We start from the raw sequence: 25,810 nt of genomic DNA, 5'->3' as shown, positions 1-25,810 counted from the left end.
ACCTGAAACGGAAAATAAAAAATGAGCGACGAAACACCCGAGAACCCGGCACCCGACGCCGGGAATCCGGAAACCGTTCTTGAAGGCGATGTGCTGATCGACCGCGTGGAGCAGGTGGACCTGCAGACGGAAATGCAGCGCTCCTACCTGGACTACGCCATGGCCGTCATTGTGGGACGGGCCCTCCCGGACGTCCGCGACGGGCTCAAGCCTGTGCACCGCCGCGTGCTCTATGCGATGTTCGACGGCGGCTACCGGCCTGACCGTTCCTTCAACAAGTGTGCCCGCGTGGTGGGCGAGGTCATGGGCCAGTACCACCCGCACGGTGACACTGCGATTTACGACGCCCTGGTCCGCCTTATCCAGGACTGGACCATGCGGTACCCGTTGGCCCTCGGCCAGGGCAACTTCGGCTCGCCGGGCAACGACGGCGCGGCTGCACCCCGTTACACCGAAACCAAGATGGCCCCCCTGGCCATGGAGATGGTGCGGGACATCGACGAGGAAACCGTCGACTTCCAGGACAACTACGACGGCAAGAACCAGGAGCCCACCATCCTGCCGGCCCGGTTCCCCAACCTGCTGGTCAACGGATCCTCGGGCATCGCCGTCGGCATGGCCACCAACATTCCGCCGCACAACCTGCGCGAAGTGGCGGACGGCGTGCAGTGGTACCTGGCCAATCCGGCGGCCACCCGCGAGGAACTGCTGGAAGAACTTCTTCGCCGCGTGAAGGGCCCCGATTTCCCCACCGGCGCCACCATCCTCGGCCACAAGGGCATCGAGGATGCGTACCGCACCGGCCGCGGCTCGGTCACCATGCGCGCCGTGGTCAATGTCGAGGAACTGCAGAACCGCACCTGCCTGGTGGTCACCGAACTGCCGTACCAGGCGAACCCGGACAACCTCGCCATCAAAATCGCCGAACTGGTCAAGGACGGCAAGATCCAGGGCATTGCCGACCTCCGCGATGAGACGTCGGGCCGCACCGGCCAGCGCCTGGTCATTGTCCTCAAGCGCGACGCCGTGGCGAAGGTTGTGCTGAACAACCTCTACAAGCACACGGAACTGCAGAGCAACTTCTCGGCCAACATGCTGGCCATCGTGGACGGCGTTCCGCGCACCCTGAGCCTGGATGCCTTCATCCGGCACTGGGTCACCCACCAGATGGACGTCATTGCACGCCGGACCCGCTACCGCCTGCGCAAGGCGGAAGAAGAAGCGCACATCCTGCGGGCGCTGCTGAAGGCCTTGGACATGCTGGATGAGGTCATCGCCCTGATCCGCGCATCCAACACCACCGAAGCGGCCCGCGACGGCCTGATGGAACTGCTGGACATCGATGAACTGCAGGCACGGGCCATCCTGGACATGCAGCTGCGCCGCCTGGCAGCACTCGAACGCCAGAAGATCCAGGACAGGCACTCCGAGCTCGAAGCCCTGATTGCCGAATACAACGCGATCCTCGCTTCGGAAGAGCGCCAGCGCGGGATCATCAGCACCGAGCTGGGTGAAATCGTGGACAAGCACGGCGATGACCGCCGCACCAAGATCCTCATGGGCTTTGACGGTGACATGTCCATGGAGGACCTCATCCCCGAAGAGGAGATGGTGGTCACCATCACCCGCGGCGGCTACGTCAAGCGGACGCGGAGCGACAACTACCGTTCCCAGCAGCGTGGCGGCAAGGGCATCAAGGGTGCCCAGCTGCGCGGTGACGATGTGGTGGAACACTTCTTCGTCACCACCACTCACCACTGGCTCCTGTTCTTCACCAATTTGGGCCGCGTCTACCGCGCCAAGGCCTATGAGCTGATGGAAGCCGGACGCGATGCCAAGGGCCAGCACGTGGCCAACCTGCTGGCGTTCCAGCCCGATGAGCATATTGCCCAGGTGCTGGACCTGAAGGACTACCAGCAATCGCCGTACCTGGTGCTGGCCACCAAGCGGGGGCTGGTGAAGAAGACCAGGCTGGAGGACTACGACACCAACCGTTCCGCCGGCGTTATTGCCATCAACCTGCGTGACGGCGACGAACTGGTCTCCGCCCAGCTGGTCTCCGAAACCGACGACCTGTTCCTGGTGTCCCGCATGGGGCAGTCGATCCGCTTCACCGCCACCGACGATGCACTGCGCCCCATGGGGCGTGCCACATCCGGCGTGACCGGCATGAAGTTCCGCGAGGATGATGAACTGCTGGCCGCCGATGTGGTCACTGACGGGTCCTTCGTGTTTATCGTGACCGAAGGCGGCTACGCCAAGCGCACCGCCGTGGAGGAATACCGCCTGCAGGGCCGCGGTGGCCTGGGCATCAAGGTGGGTAAGTACCAGGAGGATCGGGGACACCTTGTGGGCGCCCTGATTGTCCAGGAAGAGGATGAAGTCCTGGTGGTCATGGAGGGCGGCAAGGTAGTCCGTTCTTCGGTCGCAGGTGTCCCTGCAAAGGGACGCGACACCATGGGCGTCATCTTTGCCAAGCCGGACAAGAACGACCGCATCATCGAGGTTGCCCGCAACAGCGAACGCGGTCTCGAGGACGAAGAATCAGCGGAGGATGACGTAACGTTGGCTGAAGAATCACCGGCCTTTGAGTCAGAGGACGCCTCGGGCGACGCTGAGCCGAACGACGACAACACGGAGGTAACCGAGTGAGTAATTCCGACTCATTTCCCAAGCCGAACAGCACCGTTCCCGATGGAAACCGCCCCTCGGCGGCGCCCCGGGTGAATGCCCCTGTCCGTCCGCAGCAGCGGCCTTCCGCGCCCGCCGGTGCGCCCGGACAGCGCCCTTCGGTTCCCGGACAGCGTCCGTCCCAGCCCGGCCAGGGAAGCCAGCAGGGCCAGCCCGGCCAGCGTCCGGCGCAGGGACAACGCCCCGCCCCTGCCGGACCCCGCCCGCAGGGCGCCCCGGGTCTCGTGAAGCCGGCGCCGAAGGCCAAGGCCCGCCGTGCCCGCCTCCTCATCAGCAAGGTGGATCCCTGGTCCGTCCTGAAGATGGCGTTCCTGCTCTCCGTAGCCCTGGGCATCGTCACCGTTGTGGCGGCCATCGTCCTGTGGACCGTCCTGGACCTCACAGGCATCTTCGATCAGGTGGACAGCCTGCTGGGCACGCTGGCCGGTTCCGAGGGCGGCGGGTTCGAACTGAAGAAGGTCGCATCGCTGGGCCAGGTGGCCTCCTTCGCCACAATTATCGCCGTGGTGAACGTGGTCCTGCTGACCGCGCTGTCCATGCTCTCAGCTGTTCTCTACAACATCTCTGCCACCCTGGTGGGCGGCATCGGCGTGACCCTCACCGACGATTAGGACACCGCTTCCACCGGCCCTGAAGCCGGTGGAAGCGCCCGATTTGAGATCGGGCCGGGATGTGCTGTAAAGTCATGTCTCGGCCCGATGAGGCATCGGGGCGTATAGCTCAGGCGGTTAGAGCGCTTCGCTGATAACGAAGAGGTCCCAGGTTCAAGTCCTGGTACGCCCACGGAACCTGTGCAGGTTCAAGTTGAGGTTTGTCTGCGGAATACTGCAGCAGGCCGGAACGGGGAGCATGTGAAGAAGTTGCTTGTACTGGCAGCGGCGATCGCAGGCGTCCTGCTTTACCGGAAAGCACAGGAATCCGAAGCCCGGAAAGATGTCTGGAGCAAGTCCACCGATACGGTGAACTAGGCCGGACGCCCGGTCCGGGAGCTGGTCAAAGGCTCCAAGGTTCTAGGGTATGATTGACGGGTTGCTTCTTATGGGGGCATGGCGCAATTGGTAGCGCACCTGCTTTGCAAGCAGGGGGTTCGGGGTTCGAGTCCCCGTGCCTCCACCATAAGAAAGTCCCGGTCCGCGGAAATGCGGACCGGGACTTTTGCTTTGTGAGCCTTGTCCCGGTTGGTGGCCATAGCGTGAGGGGGTAGTGCGGTGACCCTGTTCATTGCAGCCATGGGTGTCCTGGGCGTTGCGTCGTCCGGGCCGCTGATCGCGGCCACCCTCGGAGCTACCAGCGTCAGTGCCCTGGCCATCGCCTTCTGGCGGAACGCCATCGCAGCGGTGGTGATGGCCGGTCCCACCCTGGTCCGCGAGCCGCGCAGGTTCGGCAGCATCACCGGACGCGAGTTCCGCTGGTCCCTTCTTGCCGCCGTCGCCCTCGCCCTGCACTTCGCCTGCTTCATCACCTCCCTCCAGCTCACGTCCGTGGCCGCTGCTACGGCGCTCGTATGCCTGCAGTCGGCCTGGATTGCCATCTTCCAGCTGCTGCGCGGCACGCGGCACCGCTGGCAGGTGCTGGCAGGGCTGGGGATTGCGTTTGGTGGGGTCGTCGCCATCACTGGATTCGACATGGGGTCCTCGCCTGAGGCGCTGCTCGGTGACATGCTGGCGCTGGCCGGCGGAGCTCTGGCCGGTCTGTACACGCTGGCTGGCGGCAAGGCCCGGCAGTCCATGACCACCGGCACCTACACAGCGCTCTGCTACGGCATGTGTGCCGCCCTGGTGGCGGTGCTCGCCCTGGCCACCGGGCAGCCGCTCTCCGGGTTCGACGCCGGAGGCTGGCTGGGGATCCTCGCCATCACTGTGTGCGCCCAATTGGTGGGGCATACCGCCTTCAACCACCTCCTGGCGACCATGAGCCCGCTGCTGGTCTCGATGATCATCCTCCTGGAGATTCCGGGCGCGGCCCTCCTGGCGTCCGTGTTCCTTAGTGAGACTCTCCCGGCGGGTACCTATGCCGGGCTGGGCCTGATCATGGTGGGGCTCGCCGTCGTGGTGGCCGGACAAAGGTCCGGAAGGGCACGGCTCCGCAGCAAGGCACCCGTCGCCGAACCGCCGTCGGACCGGATCGCCGAGCTGGGTACGGACTAGGGGCCTGTGAAGGCAGGAGCTACTGGCCGCCGCGCCGGACCGGCTGGGCCGTGTTGACCGTGTGGATGGCCCGCAACAGCTTGGCGGGAAAGTAGACCGAAAAGAACACCACCATGGGTGCCTTCAGAGCCATCTTCTTGACGTTGTGGGCCTTGTATGTGCGGTCGAACCGGGTGACGTAGTAGCGGTAGTCGCGCGGCGAGTCCTCGAGGCGGCGCGCGGACATCCCGGACACCATCTGCGGGCAGTATTGGACCTTCAGGTCGTGTTCGGCGAGATGCAGTGACAAGTCGATGTCCTCATGCATCTCGTCCTTCTCATCCCGGCACGTTTCGGCACGGATGGTGTTCCACGCGGTGGACCGCAGCGCCATGTTGGAACCGAACAGGAAGTGGTACTGGTGCTTCGCCAGTTTCAGCATGAGCTGGCGCATCTTGTCGTCGGCCTTCAGCCCGAAGCGCCGCATGGGCATGTCGTAATAGACCACAGGACCGGTGGCCGCCTGCACTGAGTGGTCCTGGAATGCCCTCTGGACCTGCTCCACCCAATCAGGCTCCACCACCGAGTCCGCGTCAATCCGGCCCAGGACGTCCCCCGTGGCATGGTCAAGGCCGAAGTTCCGGGTGGGGATGAGGCCCTGCTCCCTGTCCTGGGTCAGCAGCAGGATGGGACTTTCCGGATATTCCAGCTGCATCTGCCGGACAATGGCGGCGGTCCGGTCCGTGGAGAGGTTATCCACCACGATGATCTCGTGGGCGGGTACGGACTGGTAGATGGCAGCGATGAGGCACTGCCGGATAACGCTCTCCTCGTTGTAGGCCGGGATCACAACGGACACGCGGGGCAACTCGGCTGCGTCGTTCAAGGGATCCCCAGAGGATTGATCGGCTGACATCAGTCCAAATCTAGCATTGCTGCCCTCCCCAACCGGGAGCGGCCGGAACCCCCAAACAGCTTGGGGACCTCCGGAAACAGCGGCAGGGGCCCCGTTCCGAAGAACGGGGCCCCTGCCGTGGACCTGCTGGGCCGGGATTAGGCCTGTGTGGCGCCCTTATCCCCGTTGTGGATGCTGTTGGCGATGTTGCGGGTGGCCGTCTTTGCATCGGTGGCTACCTTGGGAGCGGCGTCGCCTGCATCTTCGGCAACGTGCTTGGCCTTGTCGGCGGCGTCCTCTGCCTTTTCCTTGGCCGCATCAGCGGACTCGGATACCTTGTCCGCGCCGGCGGCAGCGAAGGAACCTGCCGCATCCGATGCCTTTTCGGCGGCGTCGGCGGTGGTTTCCTTGACCTCGTTGACCGTGGTGGCCGGAACCGGGGCGGGCGTGGGGGTCACGGGGGAGGGCGTCTTCCACGGATCCTCTACGGGCTTTGAAGCCTTCCAGGCGGCAACTCCAGCAGCAACTGCGGCGGCGATAACGCCGAACACCAGCCAGCCGCGCTTCTTCTTCGGCTCCGGCTGGGCCAGCTGGATGCCTACGCTGCGGCCGGCCTCGGCAGCCGCGGCCTTCAGCTGGGTGCCGGTGGCCTGCGCCTGCTCCTGGAGGGTGTGCACGATTCCGGCGTCACCAAGCCGCTGGGCGACGGCGTCAACGCGGGCCGGAGCGCCTTCGAGGGTGCGGTGCACGGCACCCGAAGCCACGCCGATCTGGTCCGAGAGCCTGGGCAGGTATTCAACCACCACGCGGTCGCGGGCATTGAGGACCACTGGGGTGGCCTTGTCCAGCGCCTCGTGGAGCTTGGGTGATGCATTCTCGACCACGTCATTGATCCTGGGCGCCAGCTGCGCCAGGCCGTCCTGGAGGCGAGGGGTCACGGTGGCCACGCCGTCGGCAAGGTTGTGGGCGGCGGACTTCAGCCCCTCCTGGATTTTGGGTGATGCTGTGTCCAGGCCGTGCTGCAGGCGGGGAACCGCCCAGTCAACAGCGGCTTCCACGCGGGGGGTTGCCCAGTCCTTGGCATTTTCCACGGCATGGGTGACCGACTGCTCAAGGTCACGGGCAATACGATCAGACTTCTTCACAACTACCTCCCGATTAATGTGACGGTTCTGTGGTTAGCCTACGTGCCTGAGACTTCACGAGCTATTCACTCTGCGGATTTTAGGGCGATTTCACCCAGCGCGGAACTGGTATAGGGGCCGCCAACGTCATAGTCCGCCATGGAAGAATGGGCCGTATGACTGCCATCGCAACCGCAAAAGCAACCATCCACACCAGCCTCGGCGACATCGTGGTAAACCTCTTCGGCAACCACGCGCCCAAGACCGTCAAGAACTTCGTTGGACTCGCCACCGGCGAGCAGGACTGGACCCACCCGGAAACCGGGGAGGCCAAGACCGGCACCCCGCTCTACGACGGAACCATCTTCCACCGCATCATCAAGGACTTCATGATCCAGGCCGGCGACCCGCTGGGCCGCGGCACCGGCGGCCCCGGCTACCGTTTTGATGACGAGATCCACCCCGAACTGAGCTTCAACCAGCCCTACAAGCTGGCCATGGCGAACGCCGGCATCCAGATGGGCAAGGGCACCAACGGGTCCCAGTTCTTCATCACAACCATCCCCACCGACTGGCTGCAGGGCAAGCACAGCATCTTCGGTGAAGTGGCCGACGACGAGTCCAAGAAGGTCGTTGACGCCATCGAGGGCGTCCGCACCGGCATGGGCGACCGCCCGGTGGAGGATGTCACCATCAACAGCATTGATATCGAACAGCTGTAATCCCGCACCATGAGTTACGGAATTCCGTCGGCCGAGCCCTCCGCCCAGGTCCCGGTATGCCCCCGGCACCCTGACAGGCCCTCCTACGTGCGCTGCCAGCGGTGCGGGCGTCCGGCATGCCCCGACTGCCAGCGGGCGGCCGCCGTCGGATTCCAATGCGTTGACTGCGTCAACGAAACGAGGCGTACGACGCCGGACGTCCGGTCCGTCTATGGCGGCGCCGTTGCCACGGGCAAGCCCATGGTGACGTTCGGTATCATCGCCGCCTGTGCGGTGCTGTACGTCCTGCAGTGGCTCGTCCCCAACGACGCTGTCTACCAGAGCCTGGGGTTCGCCAACATCTATGCCGAACCCCGGTATGGCGAGTTTGAGCCGTGGCGGATGCTCACGGCAGCATTCCTGCATTCCCAGGGATTCATCCTGCACATTGCCTTGAACATGTACATGCTCTGGATCTTTGGGCAGGCACTGGAGCCACTCCTGGGCCGTGTCCGTTTCCTTGCGGTGTACCTGCTGTCCGCCCTGGGCGGTTCAGTGGGGTATCTGCTCCTCACTCCCCTCTACGTTCCCGGCCAGCCCCTCTACGGAGTGGTGGGTGCCTCCGGTGCCATCTTCGGCTTGTTCGGTGCCATGCTCCTGGTGCAGCGCCAGCGCGGCGGGGATACGCGCCAGCTGTGGATCCTGATCGCCATCAACGGCGCCATCGGTTTCCTGGTCCCGCAGATCGCCTGGCAGGCCCATCTCGGTGGGCTGGTCACCGGCGCCTTGTGTGCCGCCGTGATCGCGTACACGCCGCGGGGGCCACGGCGGGGGCTTCTTCAGGCCGTGGGACTGCTCGCGGTTCTGGCGCTCCTCGCAGCAGCAGTATGGGTGCGCGTCTCCAGCTGATGTAGTCCGCCCAGGCGTGACGTCCAAACCCCCAGCTTCCTTGCGGAGGCTGGGGGTTTTCTTTATCCACAGCCGTTATCCACATTGTTGGTAACTTACAAGCATGTAGTTCAGGCCCGTGACGCTGTGTAACCGCCCGCTCACAAGGCAGGGGCAGTACAGAGACGGATTTTCTCCACATCTGTGGATAACTGCTGGGGATACGGTTGTGCTTAAGTGGACAAAACCGCGGAATATGGACACTGCTGTGGATAACTCCGGTGGATTAGGCCGCAGCAGGCCACCTGGAAACGTCCGGACGCGGTCCTTCAACAGCCTTTTGCACACTGTTAATAAGTCACAGACCTGTAAGTCCACGGTGGTAAACCCCAGAATCAGGGCGGTTTGGGGCGACTGGGGGAATTCCGCGGCTGCGCAATCCACAGTTGTGGATAAGTTGTGGGTATCGGAGTGTTGGTAAGTGGAAAAGCCTCCGGTCCTGCGGAAGACCCGCAGAGGCGGCCAATGTTTCCGGTTCCGGTGCACAAAGTTGGGGATAGCACCCCGCGGTCCTGTGGGTACCGGCGGGTAACTCCGCGAACAGCCATTTATCCACAGGGTATTCCACAGTGTTAATAACTGCATCCAAGCCGCGGGTTTCCGCGAAAGCCCGGCTTCCGCGGGGGTAGCGGGGACGAACTAGGGCGGATCAACGGTTATCAACACTGTGGATAACTTTCCCCACAGGCCGGGGCGCCACACACGAAAAAAACCCCCGCTGCCGGTCCCAGGCAACAGGGGTTTTGGATCAGTCTCAGGAAGGCCGCGGCCACACGCCCGAGGAACCCCGGCGGTGAGAGTCCACAAGGTGTGTGTCCACCATGCCGATTGCCTCCATGAGGGCAAACATGGTGGTAGGGCCCACGAAGGCAAACCCCTTCCGGCGAAGGGCTTTGGACAGTGCCACCGATTCCACGGACTGCGTGGGGATGTCCCCGTGCACCAGGGGCTGAGGGGTGGTGGGAGGCTGGAATCCCCAGACGAAATCCACCAGGCCGCCCTCTTCCCGCAGCACGATGGTGGCGCGGGCATTCCTGATGGTGGCAACAATCTTCAGCCGGTTCCGGACAATGCCGGAATCCTGCAGGAGACGGTCCACGTCGCGGTCCGTGTACAACGCCACGGCATCGGGGTTGAAGTCAGCGAAAGCGGCGCGGAACGCCGGCCGCTTCCGGAGGATCGTGGCCCAGGACAGGCCTGCCTGGAAGCCTTCAAGGCAGATCCGCTCGTACAGCCCATGTTCATCCCGGACGGGCAGGCCCCATTCCTGGTCGTAGTAGGTCCGCATCAGCGGATCCGTAGAGGCCCAGGCGGGCCGTGCCAGGCCGTCGTCGCCCACTATGAGGTCAGCACTCGGTGACATGGCCGGCCCTTGTCAGGAACAATTGCAGCGATACGTGACGGGCATGGTTCAGGAGCGCCAGCGTGTCGTCATCATGAAGCCCACGATGGCGATGCCAAAGCCGGCCACGATGTTCCAGGAGCCCCACGGCTGGACGGGAAAGCGGCCCTCGCTGATGTAGAACGTGATGATCCAGAACAGGCCGATGATCATCAGCCCGAACATGACCGGCTTAAACCAGACCGGATTCGGCTTGTAGGCGTCCGGCGCGGCCTTTTCTGTGGTGCTGGCGGTCTTCTTACGGGGCTTTGACTCGGGCACTGGCTCTCCTTGGCGGCTGTCAAGCGCGGCGTCCCGGGCTTGATATCCTGCAAGAAGGAAATTGCCAGCGGTCTGCTCGATCTTGGTCAATTCTTACTAGCAGCCAATTCTAGCCGGAGTTCCCGGGCCGCCGGTGCCCAGCGGAACCGCCCCCGAGGAGAGCGCGTGGTATTGCAGGAGAAGGCGAGGCCCGCCGCCCCGCCCACTGCCGGCGTCGTAATCCTTCGCGGTGCTGTACAGGTGGCCGGCGAGCTGCTCATCACCGCCGGCCTGATCCTCCTGCTGTTCGTGGCATGGCAACTTTGGTGGACCAACGTTGAATCCGACGCCAAACAGAGTGAAGTTATCAAGGAATTCGCCCAGGACCTCGGAGCTGCGCCCGCTCCGGCTCCCACAGCCCCGCCTGCGGAAGGCGGGGATTTCGGTGAACCCGTGGTGGGTGCTGCCCCAGGCCACGCCGGAACCATCGGCATCATGTACATCCCGAGGTTTGGCCCGAATTACACCCGGCCGATTGTTCAGGGAACCAGCCAGGATGTCCTGGACACCCTTGGCCTGGGCCACTACGACTCGACTGCCATGCCAGGGGCCGTAGGGAACTTCGCCGTGGCCGGCCACCGGCAGACCCACGGTGCTGTGCTGGACAACATCCACACACTGGTGCCGGGCGACAAGATCTACGTCCAGACCAAGGACGGCTACTATACGTACGTTTTCCGGAACAACCAGATCGTGATGCCCTCGCGTACCGATGTCCTGGCCCCGGTGCCCACCCTGCAGGGCGTGGCCCCCACGGAAAGGTTCCTCACCATGACCAGCTGCAACCCGCGGTTCGGCGCGGAGGAACGGATCATCGCCTACGCCCTGATGGACAGTTGGCGCCCCGGCTCGGCCGGACCGCCCGCCGAAATCGCCGCGCAGGTGGCCGCGGCGATCGGGAAGGGCTGAGCATGTACGGCTGGATTTTCCGCCATCTCCCGGGGCCGCTCTGGCTGCGGATCGTCACATCAGTGGTGCTGGTGGCGGCCGCACTGGTATTGATGGTCCAGTTCCTGTTTCCCTGGATGTCCGAGTACACCCAATTCACTGACTCAACGATTGGTGCAGCAAGCCAGCCATGACCACAACCAAGATCCTCGTGGTGGATAACTACGACAGCTTCGTCTACACCCTGGTGGGCTACCTCCAGGAGCTCGGCGCCGAGACCACTGTGGTCCGCAACGACGACGTCACCCTCGCCGAAGCGATCGAACTTGCCGGCACGCGCGACGGCGTCCTGGTGTCACCGGGCCCCGGCAACCCTGCCGAGGCGGGCATCTGCATTGAACTGATCAAGTGGTGCGGTGAAAACAGCGTTCCCATGTTCGGCGTATGCCTGGGCCACCAGGCGCTGGCGGAGGCCTTCGGCGGGACCGTGACGCACGCCCCCGAGCTCATGCACGGCAAGACCTCGCAGGTGGAACACATCGGAACCAGTGTGTTTGCCGGCCTCCCCTCCCCCATCACCGCCACGCGCTACCACTCCCTGGCTGCGGTCCGTGAGTCCATCCCGGACGTCCTGGAAGTCACCGCACAGACGGCGTCCGGCGTGGTCATGGGGCTGCAGCACCGCACGGCCCCGCTCTGCGGAGTGCAGTTCCACCCCGAATCGGTCCTCACCGAGGGCGGTTACCAGATGTTGGGCAACTGGCTCGAATCGCTGGGGATGGCCGGTGCAGCGGCGCGGGCAGCCAAGCTGAGCCCGCTGATCCAGCACTGAGCACCCGATCCTCGACTGGCCCGGTTGGGCCCGGTTAGTCCCGGTCCCTGTTGCCCTTGGTTGAGGTGGGGGTTGGTGTCGGGCTGGGAGTGGCGGTAGGCGGCGGCGGTGGAGCCTTGGCCACCACGAAGGTGATGGTCTTTCCCTGCTCCACTGCGGCATTGACGGCGTCGCTCTGGTCCGTCACCCGGCCCGCCTCAACCTGGCCGTTTTCCGCTTCAACGACGTTCGGCACCAGGCCCAGGTCTTTGAGCGCAGCTTCGGCCTCCTCGCGGGTGCGGCCGCGGAGTTCGGGAACCGCCACCTTGCCGGTGGAAACCACCAGTTCAACAGTGGTACCCACCCCTACGCTTTGCCCCGGTGCGGGACTGGTGGTGATGACGATACCGGCCGGCACGGTGGCACTGTTGGCCGTGGTGGTTGACGGCGCACCCACCAACCCCACTTGACGCAGGACATCACGTGCCGCGGCCTCTGTGGAGCCGGGGATGGTCTCCGGGATCTTCACGGCGCTGGGACCCTCGGAAATGTTCAGGATCACCTCTGCGCCGGGATCAAGTTTCTGGCCGGACACCGGGTCGGTGCCGATCGCGATGCCCTTGGGTACGGCGTCGTTCTGTGAACGCGTAATCTTCGGCTTCAGGTTCGCGTTGTACAGCTCCTGCAGTGCTGCCGACTCGGTCATGGAGGCCACCACCGGGATGTCCACCTTCGGCGGGGGCGGTGCCGGCCGGTTCACCACGCTGTAGACCCACAGGCCGCCGCCGGCAAGGATGAGTACGGTGAAGATCACCAGGGTTGCAATCCATGCCCGACGCCGGGACTTCTGCCGCGGGGAAGGGTCCCGTTCCTGGGACAGGCCAAGCGGCAGCGGCTCAGCGTCGCCGGGTTCGTCCGCCACGCCCAGCGGTGTCCGGGCGCCGGCGTCGTCCCTGCCGGTGACGGCGAGGCGCCCGGTGGGAGTGTGGTCCCGGAACCCGGCGCCCGCGGCGGCGGCGAAAGCCTCCGTTGGCGGGCTGTCCGGGGCCGGGACATGGTCGTTGGGGTCAGTGGGAGCTTCGGAAGCCGGTAAGGCGGGGACAGCGACGCCGGAACGGGCTGCCCGGAGCGCACGTTGGAAAGCTGCCGCATCCTGGAACCGGTCGTCACGGTTCTTCTGCAGCGCCTTGGCCATGACCGTGTCGAGCGCCGGTGAGACCTCGGGGTTGATGCTGCTGGGTGGCGCCGGAATTTCCCGGACGTGCTGGTATGCCACGGAAACGGGGCTGTCTCCGATGAATGGAGGCCTCGAGGTCAGCATTTCGTAGAGCAGGCAGGCAGCCGAGTACAGATCGCTGCGGGCGTCAACGGTTTCGCCCCGGGCCTGTTCCGGCGAGAGGTACTGCGCCGTGCCCACCACAGCCTGCGTCTGGGTCATGGTGGCCGAGGAATCCGCCATGGCGCGGGCGATCCCGAAATCCATGACTTTGATGGAGTTGGTTGCCTCGCAGTACATAACGTTGGCGGGCTTGATGTCCCGGTGGACGATGCCGGCGCGGTGGCTGTATTCGAGGGCGCCGAGGACTCCCAGGCAGTAGTCGATCGCCTGGCCGATGCTGACTTCCTTGGCCCGGATCAGGTCCCGAAGCGTCCTGCCGTCAACGAATTCCATCACGATGTAGGGCAGCCGGACGGATTCCTCCGAACCGTCGTGGACCTGCTGTTCACCGGTGTCGTAGATGGCCACGATGGACGAATGGTTCAGGGCGGCGACGGACTGTGCTTCCCGCTTGAAGCGGGCCTGGAACTGGGGATCCCGGGCCATATCAGGACGCAGGATCTTGATGGCCACCGTCCGGCCGAGCCTGGCGTCCGTGCCGCTGTATACGTCCGCCATGCCACCGCGTCCAATGAGGCCGCCCAGCTCATAGCGGCCGCTCAGGACACGCTTGTTGTCCACCGGGACATTGTCCTCCCGGTGGAGCGGTGCGCGCGATGACTCGTTCACGTTCAGTCCGTTTACCGTGCGCAGGTGGGCGGAATGCCCGGCTCCTGGCCGGTGGAACAGGTAGGCAGCGCGGACTCAGCGGTGGGCCCAGCGGCCGACGGCGTTGTGGGCACCGGTGTGGGAGCAGCTGAGGTGGGCGCCGGCGCGGGCGCCGGCGCTGACGGCGGAGCGATGGCGTACGTGACAGTGATGGTTGAACCCGCAGGGACGGGGCCCGTGGGGTTCAGGTCCAGGACAGTGCCGGGATCTTCGGTGCTCTCCTGCTGGACGCCGTTAACCACCAGCCCCAACGCAGAGAGCTCTGACTGAACCGTCCTGTAGTCCTTGCCCAGGTACGCATCCGGGATCACGTTCACGGTTTCCTGGGTGGGCGTGGGCGTCGGGGTGGGGGTATCGGGCGTCGGCGTCGGGCTGGGTGCCTGCGATGTCCTGGTGGGCGTGGCGCTGGTGGTCTTCGGGCTGCTTGAGGTGGCAACCGACGTTGGGCTGTTGGACGGCGAGAACACCCCCATGTTGTTGAGCAGGAAGCCCACCAGGGCGAACAGGACGAGCAGGATCAAGGCGATCAGGGGCCACGTCCACGGGCTGCGGCCCTTGCGCTGCGGCTCATCGGCCGGTTCGTCGTCGTACGTGGTCTCTTCGTGGTCCCAGTTCCGCTCGGCGGCCAGCGCGTTGGCGCGGGCCAGCGGTCCCTGGGGTGCGTTGCCGTCCGCGGCGTCGCCATCAGCAGCGTTCGCTGCGGCAGCACCGGCTGCGGCTCCGGCTGCGGCGGCTCCCACCACCGGGAGCGCGGAGGTGGCTGTCGGTGAGGAATCCCGCTGCGCACCGATCACACCGGTGGGCGCTGTGGCCGTATCCACCGGCGCTGTGATGGGGCCGGTGTCCGGCGCGTCGAAGAGCAGCATGCCGGGTACTGCAGCGCGGGCTGCCCCGACGTCTCCGTTGCGGATGGCTTCAGCTGCCTCGGCGAGTTTGATGGCGTTAGCCGGCCGGTTCTTGGGGTCCTTGGCCAGCATGGACATCAGGAGCGCGCGGACCGGTGTGGGCAGGGTCTCCGGCAGGGGCGGCGGTGCGTCGTTGACCTGTGCCAGGGCGATCGCGATCTGGGATTCGCCGGAGAACGGCCGGTGGCCGGTCAGGCACTCGTACCCGATGACGCCGAGGGAGTAGATGTCCGAAGATCCCGTGGCGGTCTGTCCGGTGGCCTGTTCCGGCGCCAGGTACTGGGCGGTGCCCATGACCTGGCCGGTCTGGGTGAGCGGCACCTGGTCGGCCAGGCGGGCGATGCCGAAGTCTGTGACCTTAACGCGTCCGTCCGGCGTAATCAGGAGGTTGCCGGGCTTGATATCGCGGTGTACCAGGCCCTGGGCATGCGCAACAGAAAGCGCCCGGGCCGTCTGGGCCATGATGGACAGGGTGCGGTCCGGCGACAGCACGTGTTCATGCTCGATGATGCTGCTGAGGGGCTGGCCGGGCACCAACTCCATGACCAGGTAGGCGGACCCCTCCTCCTCGCCGTAATCGAAGACGTTGGCGATCCCCACGTGGTTCAGGAGTGCGGTGTGGCGGGCCTCCGCGCGGAACCGCTGCAGGAAGCCGGGGTCCCCGGTGTACTCCTCCTTCAGCACCTTGATCGCGACGATGCGGCCGAGGACGAGGTCCTTTGCTTTCCAGACTTCGCCCATGCCGCCGATCGCGATCCGCGTGGTCAGCTGGAATCTGCCGCCGAGGGTGATTCCGGTTGTAGGCCTCACTTATTCAACACCGCCTCAAAAATCTTCTTCGCGTTCGGACTGGTCAGCTGTGCTCCGGTGGTGATGTCCACGCCCTCCATGACGATGGTGACGCTCACCTGCGGGTTGTTTGCGGGGGCGAAGCCGGTGAACCAGGAGTTGTTGGTGCCGTCGCCCAGCTCCGCGGTTCCGGTCTTTCCCGCCACCTGGACGCCCGGGACGCCTGCACGGTTCGCAATTCCTTCGCTGACCGCGCTGACCATCCAATCGGTGATCTGGTTGGCGATCTCCGGCGTGGTGGAGGTCCGGAGCTGCTCGGGCTGCGGCTCATCGATGACCCGCAGATCCGGAGAGCGGAGGGTCTTGATAAGGCTTGGCCGCATCTGCACGCCGTCGTTGGCTATGGCGGACGTCATCATATTCACCTGCAGGGGGGTGGCGCGGACATCCTTCTGGCCAATCGCCGACTGGGCGAGGCCAGGTGCGTCCAGTTCGTCCGGGAAGCCGTCACCGCGGGCGTAACCGAGCTTGAGCTGGTCTCCCAGATCCTCGCCGAAACCGAACTTCTGTGCCTGGGAAGCGATGGCGTCACGGCCCAGGTCCAGGGCGATGCTCGCGAAGGGGGTGTTGCAGGACTGCTGCAACGCAAAGGCGAAACTGGCGGTGTCCCTGGTGTAGCAGTTGCCCCCGGCGTAGTTGGGAAGCCGGTAGGAGATGCCGTCGAAGGGCATTTCTGCCGGGTTGGGCAGGACACTGTCCGCGTTGTACTTCCCGGAGGAAAGCGCTGCCGCCGTGTCCACGAGTTTGAACACCGAACCGGGGGCCAGCAGTTCACCCGTGGGGCCGCTGACATTCTGGTTCAGGTTGATGCCGGGCACCTTCAGGAACTCGTTGATGCTGGCGCTTTCGGCCTCGGGATCCTGGACGGCTACCTTGTTGGGATCGTAGGACGGCTTGGATGCCATGGCCAGAATGGCCCCCGTTTTGGGGTTCGTGACCACGATGGAACCGCGCTGGCCGTCTGGAATCAGGCTGTAGGCGAGCTGCTGGAGCTCGGGATCGATGGTCAGCTCAACGGAGGCACCCTTGGGCTGGTTTCCGAGGAACAGCTGGCCTACCCGGTCCAGGAACAGCTGATCGGAGTCACCGGTGAGGACTTCACCCATGGCCCGCTCCAGTCCGGTGGCACCGTAGTTCTGGGAGAAATAGCCCGTCATGCCGGCGTAGAGTTCCGGCTGCGGGTAGGTGCGCTGGAATTTGCAGGTTTCGGAGCCTGTTTCCACGGACTCGGCCACCGGGGTTCCGCCGACGATGATGGCGCCGCGGTCGCTGCAATAGTTCTGCAGGATGGCGCGCTGGTTCAGGGGGTTGGCCTTCAGTTCATCCGCCCCCACCACCTGGACGAAACTGAGGGCGCCGAACAGCAGGGCGAACATGGCGACGGCCGCTATCCATGAATGTCGTATGGCCTGGTTCATGCCTGCTTCACCGCCTCGGTTGGAGTATCAATGCCAGTAGTGTCTGCGCCCTTGGACGGCGGCAACGGAGTGGTGTCCACCGGGCCGCGGGCTGTGTGCGAAATCAGCAGCAGCAGCCCCACGATGATCCAGTTGGCCAGAAGGGAGGATCCGCCGGCCGCCAGGAACGGCGTGGTGAGACCGGTCAGCGGAATCAGCCGGGTAACGCCGCCGATCACCACGAAGCACTGGAGGGCCACGGCAAACGAGAGGCCGCAGGCAAGGAGCTTGCCGAACGCGTCCCGGGTGCCAAGCGCCGCACGGAAACCGCGGGTCACCAGCAGCAGGTACATGAGGACGATGGCGAAGATTCCGATGAGTCCCAGTTCCTCGCCGAGGGACGCGATGATCATGTCGCTGTTGGCGAAGGGAACCAGGTCCGGCCGGCCCTGGCCCAGCCCGGTACCCACCAGGCCGCCGTTGGCCATCCCGAAGAGGCCCTGGATCACCTGCCGGCTGCCGTTCTCGTACACCTCGGGTGTGAAGGCGTTGAGCCAGCCGTTGATGCGCTGCTCCACGTGGGAGAACACCCGGGAGGCCACGAAGCCGCCGCCGAGGATCAGGGCCAGGCCAATGACCACCCAGCTGATCCGGCTGGTGGCCACGTAGATCATGACGATAAACAGGCCGAAGAACAGGACGGAGGAACCGAGGTCGCGCTGGAAGATCAGCACGCCAATGCTGACCAGCCACGCGGCGATCATGGGTCCCATGTCCTTGAAGCGGGGGAACTGCAGGGGGCCGATCTTGCGGCCGGCCAGCAGGATCAGGTCCCGGTTCGAGGAAAGATACCCTGCGAAGAATATGGCCAGGGTAATCTTGGCGACCTCGCCCGGCTGGAACGTCATGGGGCCGAGCCGGATCCACACCCTGGCACCCAGAATCTCGCCGGCGCTGATGCCGGGAACGAGCGGCAGAACCAGCAGTAGGGCGCTGGCGGCCAGTGAAATGAATGTGAAACGGCGGAGGATCCGGTGGTCCTTCAGGAACCAGATGACGGCGATGGCCACTGCCATGGCGATCAGCGTCCAGCGGAGCTGGTTGTTGCCGGTGTCCGCGCCCGGAGGATCCAGGCGGTGGATCATGGCCAGGCCGAGTCCGTTCAGGGCAACCACCAGGGGAAGCATAACCGGATCGGCATACTTTGCGCGGAAGCGCAGGACGCCGTGGAAGGCCAAGGCCGCCACCGCGAGCAGGCTCGACTGGAACCAGAAATCGGAGTCGAACGCCTTTTCCTTATCAACGCCAACCATCATGTTGGCGCCGATGCCAACGGCAAGGGCGAGGACCAGCAACGCAAGTTCAACGTTGCGGCGCGGCTTGACGGCGGTGCTGAGCTGGCTCACTTGGCTCCCTCGCAGTTGACGGTGGGGCTCGGCGAAGGAGTGGGGCTGCCGGACGCGGGGGCGGCGGACGGTGCAGCCGCCGACGCCGTCGCGGACGGAGCCGGCGTGGTGGGAACCGGGGTGGGCGACGGCGATGCCGTAGCTGCAGGGCACTCCTCTTCAGGCGAAGTGGTGCCGGTGAGTTCGAGGTTCTTTACGATCCGCTGTGCGTCGTAAAGGTCGCTGGCGGGGACAGTCTGGCGGACCCGCTGCTGGGAAAACTGCGGGAGCGAATCCATCCGGATGTCCGTCACGGTCTCCAGGCTGGAGAGCTGGATGGGGCCAAGCCGCTGGGAAACCCCATTGAAGATGGCAACGCGGGAATCGGACTCGCCCACGTAATAGCGGGTCTGGGTCCAGGCATAACCGAGCCACAGTCCCACACCCAGGACCACCACAACAGCGGCCGCCACCGACCACGTAATCCAGCGGCGCGGCTTCAGCGGCACCAGCGTTTCGTCGTCGTCACCCGCGGCCGGTTCAGCCTTGTGTGTGAGAACTGTGGCGGCCCTGCGCGCTACGGTACGTCCGGCGATGGTGGGGATGGAACCGGACTCTGCGGCGGTTGCCGCGGCCCCCACCAGTTCATGGGGACGCGAGGACAGTTCTTCGCGCAGAACTTCAGCGGACAGGTGCTCCCCGAGGTGGGGGTCGGTGGATCCCGGGTCCGGCGCCTTGTCTTCCGAAGGCCCGGCATCCGGTTCGCTTCCGTTGGGCGTAGCGGCGTCCGCCGGCACTGGTTTGACCTCCGGGTCCCGGGCATCCATTGCGTCGGAAACGGAGGCATCCGCGGTCCCCGCAGCAGCTGCGACGGCAGCGGCCGGCGCTTCAGCGGACTGCGTGGCCTGGGCGGCGGGAATGACGTCGACGGCGGCCGTGCTGACGTCGTCGGGCGTTTCCTCCGCGATCTCCAGCATGATGACCGTGACGTTGTCCGGGGAGCCGGCCTCCAGGGTGAGGTCCACCAGGGTTTCCACGCATTCGCGGAGGTTCGGGGTTTCCTTGACTGTCCGCTCCACGGCGTGGCCGGCAACGTAGTTGAGGCCATCGGAGCAGAGGAGCCAGCGGTCGCCCGGCCGGGCCTCCAATGTGTCCAGGTCCAGCTCGGGGCTGGCATCCACGTCACCGAGCACGCGCATGAGCACGTTCTTGTGCGGATGCGTTTCCGCTTCCTCAGGCTTGAGCCGGCCTTCATCGATCAGCCGCTGGACGAACGTGTGGTCCACACTGATCTGTTCGAATTCGCCGTCCCGGAGCCGGTAGGCGCGCGAATCGCCGATGTGGGCGAAGTGCAGCTGGCCTTCCGCGAGCAGCAGCGCTGTCACGGTAGTGCCCATCCCGGCAAGCTTGGGATTGATATGGACCAGCTCGGAGAGCAGGGAATTGGCTGTCTGGATCTCGTCGGCGAGGATGGTGCCGGCGTCGCCCTCATAGTCCGCTCGGTCCAGGTGGATCATGTCCAGGACTGTTGCAGCCGAGGCGACGTCGCCGCCGGCATGGCCGCCCATGCCGTCCGCTACGACGGCCAGGTGCCGGCCCGCATACGCGGAGTCGTCGTTCTTGGAGCGGATCCTGCCGACGTCGGACCGGGCCGCGTAGCGCATGATGAGGGGCCGCGGCGCGGGCTGGGGCCCGGTTGCGGAGTTTTCGGAAACGGCCACAGCTACGGCCTCAATTCGATGACCGTCTTGCCGATTCTCACAGGTACGCCTGGCTCAACGGGCAGGGCACGGGTAAGTTGCTGGTCCGCTAGGTATGTGCCGTTGGTGGACCCAAGGTCTTCGATGAACCAGCGGCTGCCCTGCGGAAACAGCCGCGCGTGGCGGCCTGAGGCGTAGTCGTCCTCGAGCACCAGGGTGGCTTCCTGGGCACGGCCCAGCAGGACCGGGCTGGCGGCCAGCGGAAGGGTGGTTCCCTTCAGCGGGCCCTCTACCACCACCAGTTGCCTGGCATGCTGCTTCACGGGCTGCGGCGGAGCTTCGGCGAGATCCGGGTTTTTGCGGACCTCACGGGCGGTGGGGGCCCCGGAGGCGGCCTTGCGGCCCACCATCAGGTCCCGGCGCATGGCGGAAACAATGCTGAAGATGAGCACCCACAGGAGCAGCAGGAAGCCGAACCGCAGCGCGGTGATGGTCAGGTCGCTCATGCGTGGCCACCAGGGTTGGCAGGAAGCAGGCGGAAGATGATCTTTGTCCGTCCCATCGTGATGGTGGAGCCGTCCGTAAGTTCGATGCTGCCCGAGACCCGCTGCCCGTTGACGTAGCTTCCGTTCGTGGAGCCCAGGTCCACGGCGCTGGTGGCACCGTTGGCAGTGCGGATTTCCAGGTGCCGGCGGGAAACTCCGGTGTCCTCGACGTGGATATCGGCCTCGGAGGACCGGCCCAGCACAATGGAGGGGGCGTTCAGTGAGTAGCGCTGCCCGTCGATGTCCAGGACCGGCTGCAGCCTGACGGGCTGGCGGCTGGGAGCGGCCGGCACCGTGGGGCGCGAGGGCTGGGTGCTGCCGTTGCCCTTGGACTTTTCTGTGGAGGAAGCGATCTCGAAGTCCCCGGCCCGGAGCTCGGAATCACGCCGGAAGGAAATGCGGACAGATCCCTGCAGCGTGTAACCCTGGCTGCGGACGTGGTTGATGACGACGTCGCAGAGTTCCTCCGCCAGCGGGGTTCCCCATTCCTGGGCCCGCTTGAAGTCGTCGTCGCTGAGTTGGACATCGAAAACATTGGGGGCGAGGGTGCGTCCGGCGGCGACGGTGAGGGCCTTGTGGTCCACTTCCCGGCGCAGCCTGCTGGCGATTTCTACGGGTTCAACCTGCGCTTTTGAGCCGGTGGAGAAGACGCCACGGACGGCCTTTTCGATGCCGCGCTCCACTTTGTCCAGCAGACCCATGGTTCTCCTCCTTTCCCTCCGGCTGAGGGGCAGTTCGCAGTCCGGAACTTCACCCGGCGTTCAGTAGACACTCGCTGGTATGGCTGCGCACGGCAGCCACTCCTACATCCGATACTACTGGGCTGGCCTGCGAATGACCTTAATCCACAACGGCCCGCCGCCTCCAAAAGTTCGTTCCCCGGGCCCTCCGGTCCTTGGCGGAAAGGCGCTGAAGGCGGGTGCCCGGGCTCCGATAATTGGCTGCTGCGGCCGGGTCCGGTTGGCCTCCGCTGCTCAATTGGTGTTTTGCGGCATGTGTCCGTTATGCTTGATCTCGCTGCTTTTACAAGACTGCGAATCGGGAAACCGGCCGTAGTGGCGTGGAAGAAGTTGCGCGCGAGTGGCGGAACGGCAGACGCGCTGGCTTCAGGTGCCAGTGTCCGAAAGGGCGTGGGGGTTCAAATCCCCCCTCGCGCACGCAATTGAGAAGAGCCCCGATCTAAGGATCGGGGCTCTTCTTGTTTTAAGCACTGCTCGTGGGTTCCCCGGATGCCCCATCAGTTTTCGTCGCCAAAACCCGGGTTTAGGGGGCCTGACTGATGGGGCAACCGGGAGCCAGCGGATACCGCCGTTACGGGTGCACGGGGGTTACCGCGGAACCGGTCTCGGCGTAGGAGCGCAGGTTGGCCAGGGTCAGGTCCGCCATCGCTGCCCGGGTTTCGTGGGTGCCGCTTCCCAGGTGCGGCAGGAGGACCACGTTGTCCAGCTCGAGCAGGTCCTGGGGGACCTTGGGCTCGTCAACGAAGACGTCCAGGCCCGCTCCGCCCAGCCTGCCGGACAGTAGCGCATCGACCAGGGCGTCCTGGTCCACTACCGATCCGCGGGCAATGTTAATGAGGTAGCCGCGGGGGCCCAGCGCCTCAATGACCCCCGCGTCCACCAGGCCCGTTGAACCCGGGCCGCCGGCCGCGGCCACGATGAGCACCTCGCACCCTGCGGCGAGGTCACGCGGTGAGGCCGCGTACCGGTAATCGACTCCTGCTACCGGGTTCCTGCTGTGGTAGCTGATCTCGCAGTCGAAGCCTTCCAGGCGCCGGGCGATTACTTTGCCGATCCGGCCCAGGCCAAGGATGCCCACTTTGCGGCCGCTGGCTTTGGTGGCGAGCGGGAAGTTGCCCTTGCTGAGCCAGTCACCGCGCCGGACGAACCGGTCTGCGGCACTGATTCCGCGCAGGACATCCACGTAGAGGGCAAGGGCAGTGTCGGCAACGCAGTCATTCAGGACGTCCGGGGTGTTGCTGACGATGATGCCGCGCTCGAACGCCTGTGCCACATCGGTGGTGTCATAGCCGACGCCGAAATTGATGACTGCGCGAAGGTTGGGCAGGGCGCGCATCAGGTCAGTCCCCACCCCGAACTTGCCCGACGTCACCGCCACGTCGAAGGTGCCGCCGTGCTGGCGGAGGAAGTCGGCCCGTTCTGCCGGAGCATCGGGCAGCCGGACCGCGCCGTAGTCGCTGATGATCGTTTCCTGGACGACTGGCATGAGGGGCCCTACCTGGAGGACAGCGATGTTCTTCATATCCAGCACCCTAGGTTTCGGACCCATACAGGTCCAACATGTAAATGGCATGGATCCATGCCCGAACTGCATTGATGGTCCGGGTCTGGCGGAATGACGCGGATCTCGCGCATCAGTGGTGCGGATCACAGCTGCCAAAAGGGCCCAACGCCCCCGAAGCGGCACCGGAGGACTGTGCCGAATCCCTTGTGGGCTCCCATCAGCTCAATTAGCTTGAGTCGAGCGCGGCCCCGCCAAGCATCCTTTCGCCGATGCGTCTGACGGTGCCGGGGCACTGCGCGCCAAGTTTTCCAACCGGAGGAACCCAATGACGTCTTCTTCAAAGCTTCCCTTCCAGGCCACCGCACTGAGGTGGCCAGCCCTCGCGGCCGTCGCGGTGTTTGGCCTCAGCGCCTGCAGCGTGGCCAACTCGGACAGCGCCGGTGGCGGCGCGGCGGACACCGTCCGTGTGGTCCTGGGCCAGGAACCGCCCACGCTCGAGGCCTGTGAGTCCAACCTGACTTCAACCGGCGTTGTGGTTCGCTCCAACGTGACCGAGCCCCTGATCGAACGCAATCCGCAAAGCGGTGAACTCGAACCCAAGCTCGCCACCGAGTGGAAGGCCACCAGCGATACGGAATGGACCCTGAAGCTCCGGGAGGGAGTCACCTTCCAGGACGGAACACCCTTCAACGCCGAGGCGGCAGCCTTCACCATCGACCGGGCAGTGAACTCCAAACTCGGGTGCAACGTTGAGGGCTACGTCTTCGGAGACGCCGACCTCGACGTCAAGGCCGTCGACGCCACCACCCTGACCGTGACAACCCCGGAACCGGACCCCATCCTTCCGCTGCGGCTCTCCTTCCTCGAAGTGGTGCCGACGTCCACCAGCACCACCGAGAAGGTCCGCGAACCCATCGGAACCGGCCCCTACAAGATCGATTCCTGGGACGCCGGCCAGAAGATCTCGCTCAGCAGCTGGGACGGCTACTGGGGCGACAAGCCTGCCTACGCCAAGGCGGAGTACCAGTGGCGCTCCGAAAGCTCGGTGCGCGCCGCCATGATCACCAGCGGTGAAGCGGACGTTGCCATGGGGCTGAGCCCGGATGACAACATCGGCGACCTCGGCGTTGACTACCCCAACAACGAAACAGTGGCGCTGCGCATGGATGCGAACGAAGCACCGCTCAACGACATACGGATCCGCCAGGCGGTCAACTACGCCATCGACAAGGAAGGGATCGTCAACTCGCTCTACCAGGGCAAGCACCAGGTGGCTGCGCAGCTGGTCCCCGAAGGCATCGTGGGCCACAACTCCGAGCTGAAGGGCTGGCCGTTCGACCTTGAGAAGGCAAAGTCGCTGGTGGCAGAGGCCAAGGCCGACGGCGTGGACACCGCCAAGCAGATTTCCCTGGTGGTCCGCAGCGCCCAGTTCCCCAAGATCACCGAACTGGCCCAGGTACTCCAGGAGCAGCTCAGCCAGGCAGGCCTGAACGTGAAGCTGAAGATGCTCGAAACCAGCCAGCACCTGACCTATCAGGTCCGCCCGTTCGCCGAGGATGAAGGCGCCGTTGCCCTGATGACCCAGCACGGCAACCAGGCCGGTGACGCCGCCTTCACGGTGGACCAGTACATGCTCTCCACCGGAGCCCAGAGCTACTTCGGAACCCCGGAATTCGACGCCATGATCCGGAAGGCGGACGCTGCCTCCGGCGATGCCCGCCAGAAGGCCTTCGAGGAGATCTTCGCCTACCAGAACGACAAGGTGGTCCAGTTCGCGCACATCTCGCACCAGACCGGCATTCTGGGCAAGGCCAAGTCCGTCTCCTACACGCCCAACTCGTCCAGCGGTGACGAGCTGCGCATCTCCGAGATGACCCCGGCCAGCTAACCGCCTCTCCCACAGAAAGGACGGCCATGCTGACCTACTTGAGAAAGCGCATCATTTCCAGCGCCCTGCCGCTGGTGGTGGTAGTGGTGGGCGTCTTCGCGCTGGCCAGAATGACCGGTAACCCGGCCAGCCTGTACCTGCCGCTGAATGCCACCCAGCAGATGCGTGACGACTTCACGGCCCGCAACGGCCTGGACCAGCCGCTCCTGGTGCAGATGGCCGACTACTTCGGCGGGGTGCTCCGGCTCGACTTCGGGCAGTCCCTGCGCACCGGGCAGGACGCGGCCGCCATGGCGCTGCGTGCTTTCCCGGCCACCCTCCAGCTCGCGGCCACCACCATGGTGCTGGCCGTGGTGCTGGCGGTCATCGTGGGCTGCTGGGCTGCCCTGAAGCCGAATGGCGTCGCGGACAGGATCTCAAGCTTCATCTCCATGGCCGCGGCATCAATCCCGGACTTCTGGCTGGCCATTGTGGGGATCTGGATCTTCGCGATCACCCTGGGCTGGGTCCCCACGTCGGGGGTGTCGGGGGCCAGTGCCTGGGTGCTGCCCATCGCCACGCTGCTCCTGCGGCCGTTTGGTGTGCTGGTGCAGATTGTGCGTGGCTCCATGGTGTCCGCGCTCTCCGAGCCATACATCAAACTGGCCCGCAGCCGCGGCGCCGGCGAGCTGCGGGTGGTCACCCACCACGCCCTGCGGAACGCTGCCGCGCCGGCCCTTACTGTCGCCGGTGACCTCACCGTGGGCCTCGTCAACGGCGCCGTGGTGGTGGAGACGATCTTCGGCTGGCCGGGCATCGGCAAGCTGATGATCGATTCGATCCTGCAGCGCGACTTCGCCGTCCTGCAGGCGGCGGTGCTGCTGACCGCCGTCGCGATCTTTGCCCTGAACATCCTTATCGACATGGGGTACGCGCTGCTGGATGCGCGCGTCCGTCCCGTGACGGTCAAGGCCTAGGAGGAACC

The 25,810-nt window shown here is 65.1% G+C and carries 23 protein-coding genes and 3 tRNA genes; 14 read left to right on the top strand and 12 right to left on the bottom strand.

Translation table 11 applies throughout. The annotated features are described in order from the left end of the window. Positions 1–21 precede the first annotated feature (21 nt). From gyrA to OVA06_RS18235, 6 genes are all read left to right on the top strand, one after another. Positions 22–2,652: a DNA gyrase subunit A gene (gene gyrA, locus OVA06_RS18260; protein WP_268160273.1), complete on the top strand. Its 2,631-nt coding sequence runs from the start codon at positions 22–24 to the stop codon at positions 2,650–2,652. Further along, the gene (locus tag OVA06_RS18255) at positions 2,649–3,302 is read left to right on the top strand and encodes a DUF3566 domain-containing protein (protein ID WP_268160270.1); all 654 of its coding nucleotides are present in this window, start codon (positions 2,649–2,651) and stop codon (positions 3,300–3,302) included. The genes gyrA and OVA06_RS18255 overlap by 4 nt, the downstream gene beginning before the upstream one ends. 98 nt (positions 3,303–3,400) lie before the next feature. Further along, positions 3,401–3,474, top strand: a tRNA-Ile gene (locus OVA06_RS18250). Positions 3,475–3,542: 68 nt separating this feature from the next. Further along, complete coding sequence (locus OVA06_RS18245; RefSeq protein WP_208858419.1) at positions 3,543–3,659, top strand: DLW-39 family protein; 117 nt, start codon at positions 3,543–3,545, stop codon at positions 3,657–3,659. A 72-nt stretch (positions 3,660–3,731) separates the two neighbouring features. Beyond that, a tRNA-Ala gene (locus tag OVA06_RS18240) sits at positions 3,732–3,807 on the top strand. 92 nt (positions 3,808–3,899) lie between these two features. Continuing rightward, positions 3,900–4,838 carry a DMT family transporter gene (locus OVA06_RS18235; RefSeq protein ID WP_268160265.1) on the top strand — a complete coding sequence of 313 codons (939 nt, stop codon included), beginning with the start codon at positions 3,900–3,902 and terminating at the stop codon, positions 4,836–4,838. Between the two features lie 19 nt (positions 4,839–4,857). Here the strand turns inward: OVA06_RS18235 and OVA06_RS18230 are convergent, their stop codons facing one another. Both OVA06_RS18230 and OVA06_RS18225 read right to left on the bottom strand, forming a co-directional pair. Further along, entirely contained in the window at positions 4,858–5,733 is an 876-nt protein-coding gene (locus tag OVA06_RS18230; protein WP_056080232.1) for a glycosyltransferase, read from the bottom strand. Positions 5,734–5,870: 137 nt separating this feature from the next. Next, positions 5,871–6,857, bottom strand: coding sequence for a hypothetical protein (locus tag OVA06_RS18225; RefSeq protein ID WP_268160262.1), 987 nt, complete (start codon positions 6,855–6,857; stop codon positions 5,871–5,873). A 155-nt stretch (positions 6,858–7,012) separates the two neighbouring features. Here OVA06_RS18225 and OVA06_RS18220 point away from each other — a divergent pair, with 155 nt between their 5' ends. Together OVA06_RS18220 and OVA06_RS18215 are read left to right on the top strand one after the other, a co-directional pair. Next, the gene (locus OVA06_RS18220) at positions 7,013–7,558 is read left to right on the top strand and encodes a peptidylprolyl isomerase (RefSeq protein WP_261620472.1); all 546 of its coding nucleotides are present in this window, start codon (positions 7,013–7,015) and stop codon (positions 7,556–7,558) included. Between the two features lie 9 nt (positions 7,559–7,567). Beyond that, positions 7,568–8,446, top strand: a complete 879-nt coding sequence (locus OVA06_RS18215) for a rhomboid family intramembrane serine protease (protein ID WP_268160260.1) — start codon at positions 7,568–7,570, stop codon at positions 8,444–8,446. Between the two features lie 793 nt (positions 8,447–9,239). On the opposite strand, the gene OVA06_RS18210 is transcribed toward OVA06_RS18215, so the two are convergent. Continuing rightward, positions 9,240–9,848, bottom strand: a complete 609-nt coding sequence (locus OVA06_RS18210; RefSeq protein ID WP_268160258.1) for a DNA-3-methyladenine glycosylase I — start codon at positions 9,846–9,848, stop codon at positions 9,240–9,242. A gap of 48 nt (positions 9,849–9,896) precedes the next feature. Then, complete coding sequence (locus tag OVA06_RS18205) at positions 9,897–10,148, bottom strand: cell division protein CrgA (RefSeq protein ID WP_268160256.1); 252 nt, start codon at positions 10,146–10,148, stop codon at positions 9,897–9,899. 165 nt (positions 10,149–10,313) lie between these two features. Between OVA06_RS18205 and OVA06_RS18200 the strand changes: the two genes are divergently transcribed. The 3 genes from OVA06_RS18200 to OVA06_RS18190 are packed head-to-tail and all read left to right on the top strand — an operon-like array spanning position 10,314 to position 11,907. Further along, positions 10,314–11,096: a class E sortase gene (locus OVA06_RS18200; protein ID WP_268160254.1), complete on the top strand. Its 783-nt coding sequence runs from the start codon at positions 10,314–10,316 to the stop codon at positions 11,094–11,096. 2 nt (positions 11,097–11,098) lie between these two features. Then, a complete protein-coding gene (locus tag OVA06_RS18195) occupies positions 11,099–11,269 on the top strand; it encodes a hypothetical protein (protein WP_012630757.1) in 171 nt (56 codons plus the stop codon). Then, positions 11,266–11,907: an aminodeoxychorismate/anthranilate synthase component II gene (locus OVA06_RS18190; RefSeq protein ID WP_012630758.1), complete on the top strand. Its 642-nt coding sequence runs from the start codon at positions 11,266–11,268 to the stop codon at positions 11,905–11,907. The genes OVA06_RS18195 and OVA06_RS18190 overlap by 4 nt, the downstream gene beginning before the upstream one ends. 34 nt (positions 11,908–11,941) lie before the next feature. Here OVA06_RS18190 and pknB read toward each other — a convergent pair whose 3' ends face one another. The 7 genes from pknB to OVA06_RS18155 are packed head-to-tail and all read right to left on the bottom strand — an operon-like array spanning position 11,942 to position 21,415. Next, entirely contained in the window at positions 11,942–13,894 is a 1,953-nt protein-coding gene (pknB, locus tag OVA06_RS18185; RefSeq protein WP_326493588.1) for a Stk1 family PASTA domain-containing Ser/Thr kinase, read from the bottom strand. 11 nt (positions 13,895–13,905) lie between these two features. After that, positions 13,906–15,648 carry a protein kinase domain-containing protein gene (locus OVA06_RS18180; RefSeq protein WP_268160248.1) on the bottom strand — a complete coding sequence of 581 codons (1,743 nt, stop codon included), beginning with the start codon at positions 15,646–15,648 and terminating at the stop codon, positions 13,906–13,908. Continuing rightward, positions 15,645–17,105 carry a peptidoglycan D,D-transpeptidase FtsI family protein gene (locus OVA06_RS18175; RefSeq protein ID WP_056080208.1) on the bottom strand — a complete coding sequence of 487 codons (1,461 nt, stop codon included), beginning with the start codon at positions 17,103–17,105 and terminating at the stop codon, positions 15,645–15,647. The genes OVA06_RS18180 and OVA06_RS18175 overlap by 4 nt, the downstream gene beginning before the upstream one ends. Further along, positions 17,102–18,490 (bottom strand): FtsW/RodA/SpoVE family cell cycle protein, encoded by a 1,389-nt coding sequence (locus tag OVA06_RS18170; protein ID WP_268160246.1) that lies wholly within the window; start codon positions 18,488–18,490, stop codon positions 17,102–17,104. Before OVA06_RS18170 ends, OVA06_RS18175 begins: the two co-directional genes overlap by 4 nt. Then, positions 18,487–20,190: a PP2C family protein-serine/threonine phosphatase gene (locus OVA06_RS18165; RefSeq protein ID WP_442793568.1), complete on the bottom strand. Its 1,704-nt coding sequence runs from the start codon at positions 20,188–20,190 to the stop codon at positions 18,487–18,489. Before OVA06_RS18165 ends, OVA06_RS18170 begins: the two co-directional genes overlap by 4 nt. A 2-nt stretch (positions 20,191–20,192) precedes the next feature. Next, positions 20,193–20,675 (bottom strand): FHA domain-containing protein FhaB/FipA, encoded by a 483-nt coding sequence (locus OVA06_RS18160; protein ID WP_268160244.1) that lies wholly within the window; start codon positions 20,673–20,675, stop codon positions 20,193–20,195. Then, a complete protein-coding gene (locus OVA06_RS18155; protein ID WP_268160242.1) occupies positions 20,672–21,415 on the bottom strand; it encodes an FhaA domain-containing protein in 744 nt (247 codons plus the stop codon). The genes OVA06_RS18160 and OVA06_RS18155 overlap by 4 nt, the downstream gene beginning before the upstream one ends. A gap of 373 nt (positions 21,416–21,788) precedes the next feature. On the opposite strand from OVA06_RS18155, the gene OVA06_RS18150 reads away from it, so the two are divergent. Continuing rightward, a tRNA-Leu gene (locus OVA06_RS18150) sits at positions 21,789–21,871 on the top strand. A 154-nt stretch (positions 21,872–22,025) separates the two neighbouring features. Here OVA06_RS18150 and OVA06_RS18145 read toward each other — a convergent pair. After that, positions 22,026–22,976: a 2-hydroxyacid dehydrogenase gene (locus OVA06_RS18145; RefSeq protein WP_268160240.1), complete on the bottom strand. Its 951-nt coding sequence runs from the start codon at positions 22,974–22,976 to the stop codon at positions 22,026–22,028. A gap of 307 nt (positions 22,977–23,283) precedes the next feature. On the opposite strand from OVA06_RS18145, the gene OVA06_RS18140 reads away from it, so the two are divergent. Continuing rightward, a complete protein-coding gene (locus OVA06_RS18140; protein ID WP_268160238.1) occupies positions 23,284–24,846 on the top strand; it encodes an ABC transporter substrate-binding protein in 1,563 nt (520 codons plus the stop codon). Positions 24,847–24,872: 26 nt separating this feature from the next. Continuing rightward, positions 24,873–25,802 carry an ABC transporter permease gene (locus tag OVA06_RS18135; RefSeq protein WP_056080190.1) on the top strand — a complete coding sequence of 310 codons (930 nt, stop codon included), beginning with the start codon at positions 24,873–24,875 and terminating at the stop codon, positions 25,800–25,802. The last annotated feature ends 8 nt before the right edge of the window (positions 25,803–25,810 follow it).

This window comes from Pseudarthrobacter sp. SL88 (assembly GCF_026672455.1).
Taxonomy (GTDB): Bacteria; Actinomycetota; Actinomycetes; order Actinomycetales; family Micrococcaceae; genus Arthrobacter.
Note: the sequence above shows the minus strand (reverse complement) of the source record. Positions and strands in the feature narration are given on the sequence as shown.

Coding starts and splice junctions, on each gene's coding strand:
- OVA06_RS18215 (WP_268160260.1), top strand. CDS start 7,568: ATGAGTTACGGAATTCCGTCGGCCGAGCCCTCCGCCCAGGTCCCGGTA.
- OVA06_RS18175 (WP_056080208.1), bottom strand. CDS start 17,105: ATGAACCAGGCCATACGACATTCATGGATAGCGGCCGTCGCCATGTTC.
- OVA06_RS18195 (WP_012630757.1), top strand. CDS start 11,099: ATGTACGGCTGGATTTTCCGCCATCTCCCGGGGCCGCTCTGGCTGCGG.
- OVA06_RS18155 (WP_268160242.1), bottom strand. CDS start 21,415: ATGGGTCTGCTGGACAAAGTGGAGCGCGGCATCGAAAAGGCCGTCCGT.
- OVA06_RS18135 (WP_056080190.1), top strand. CDS start 24,873: ATGCTGACCTACTTGAGAAAGCGCATCATTTCCAGCGCCCTGCCGCTG.
- OVA06_RS18140 (WP_268160238.1), top strand. CDS start 23,284: ATGACGTCTTCTTCAAAGCTTCCCTTCCAGGCCACCGCACTGAGGTGG.
- OVA06_RS18220 (WP_261620472.1), top strand. CDS start 7,013: ATGACTGCCATCGCAACCGCAAAAGCAACCATCCACACCAGCCTCGGC.
- gyrA (WP_268160273.1), top strand. CDS start 22: ATGAGCGACGAAACACCCGAGAACCCGGCACCCGACGCCGGGAATCCG.
- OVA06_RS18190 (WP_012630758.1), top strand. CDS start 11,266: ATGACCACAACCAAGATCCTCGTGGTGGATAACTACGACAGCTTCGTC.
- OVA06_RS18230 (WP_056080232.1), bottom strand. CDS start 5,733: ATGTCAGCCGATCAATCCTCTGGGGATCCCTTGAACGACGCAGCCGAG.
- OVA06_RS18160 (WP_268160244.1), bottom strand. CDS start 20,675: ATGAGCGACCTGACCATCACCGCGCTGCGGTTCGGCTTCCTGCTGCTC.
- OVA06_RS18145 (WP_268160240.1), bottom strand. CDS start 22,976: ATGAAGAACATCGCTGTCCTCCAGGTAGGGCCCCTCATGCCAGTCGTC.
- OVA06_RS18210 (WP_268160258.1), bottom strand. CDS start 9,848: ATGTCACCGAGTGCTGACCTCATAGTGGGCGACGACGGCCTGGCACGG.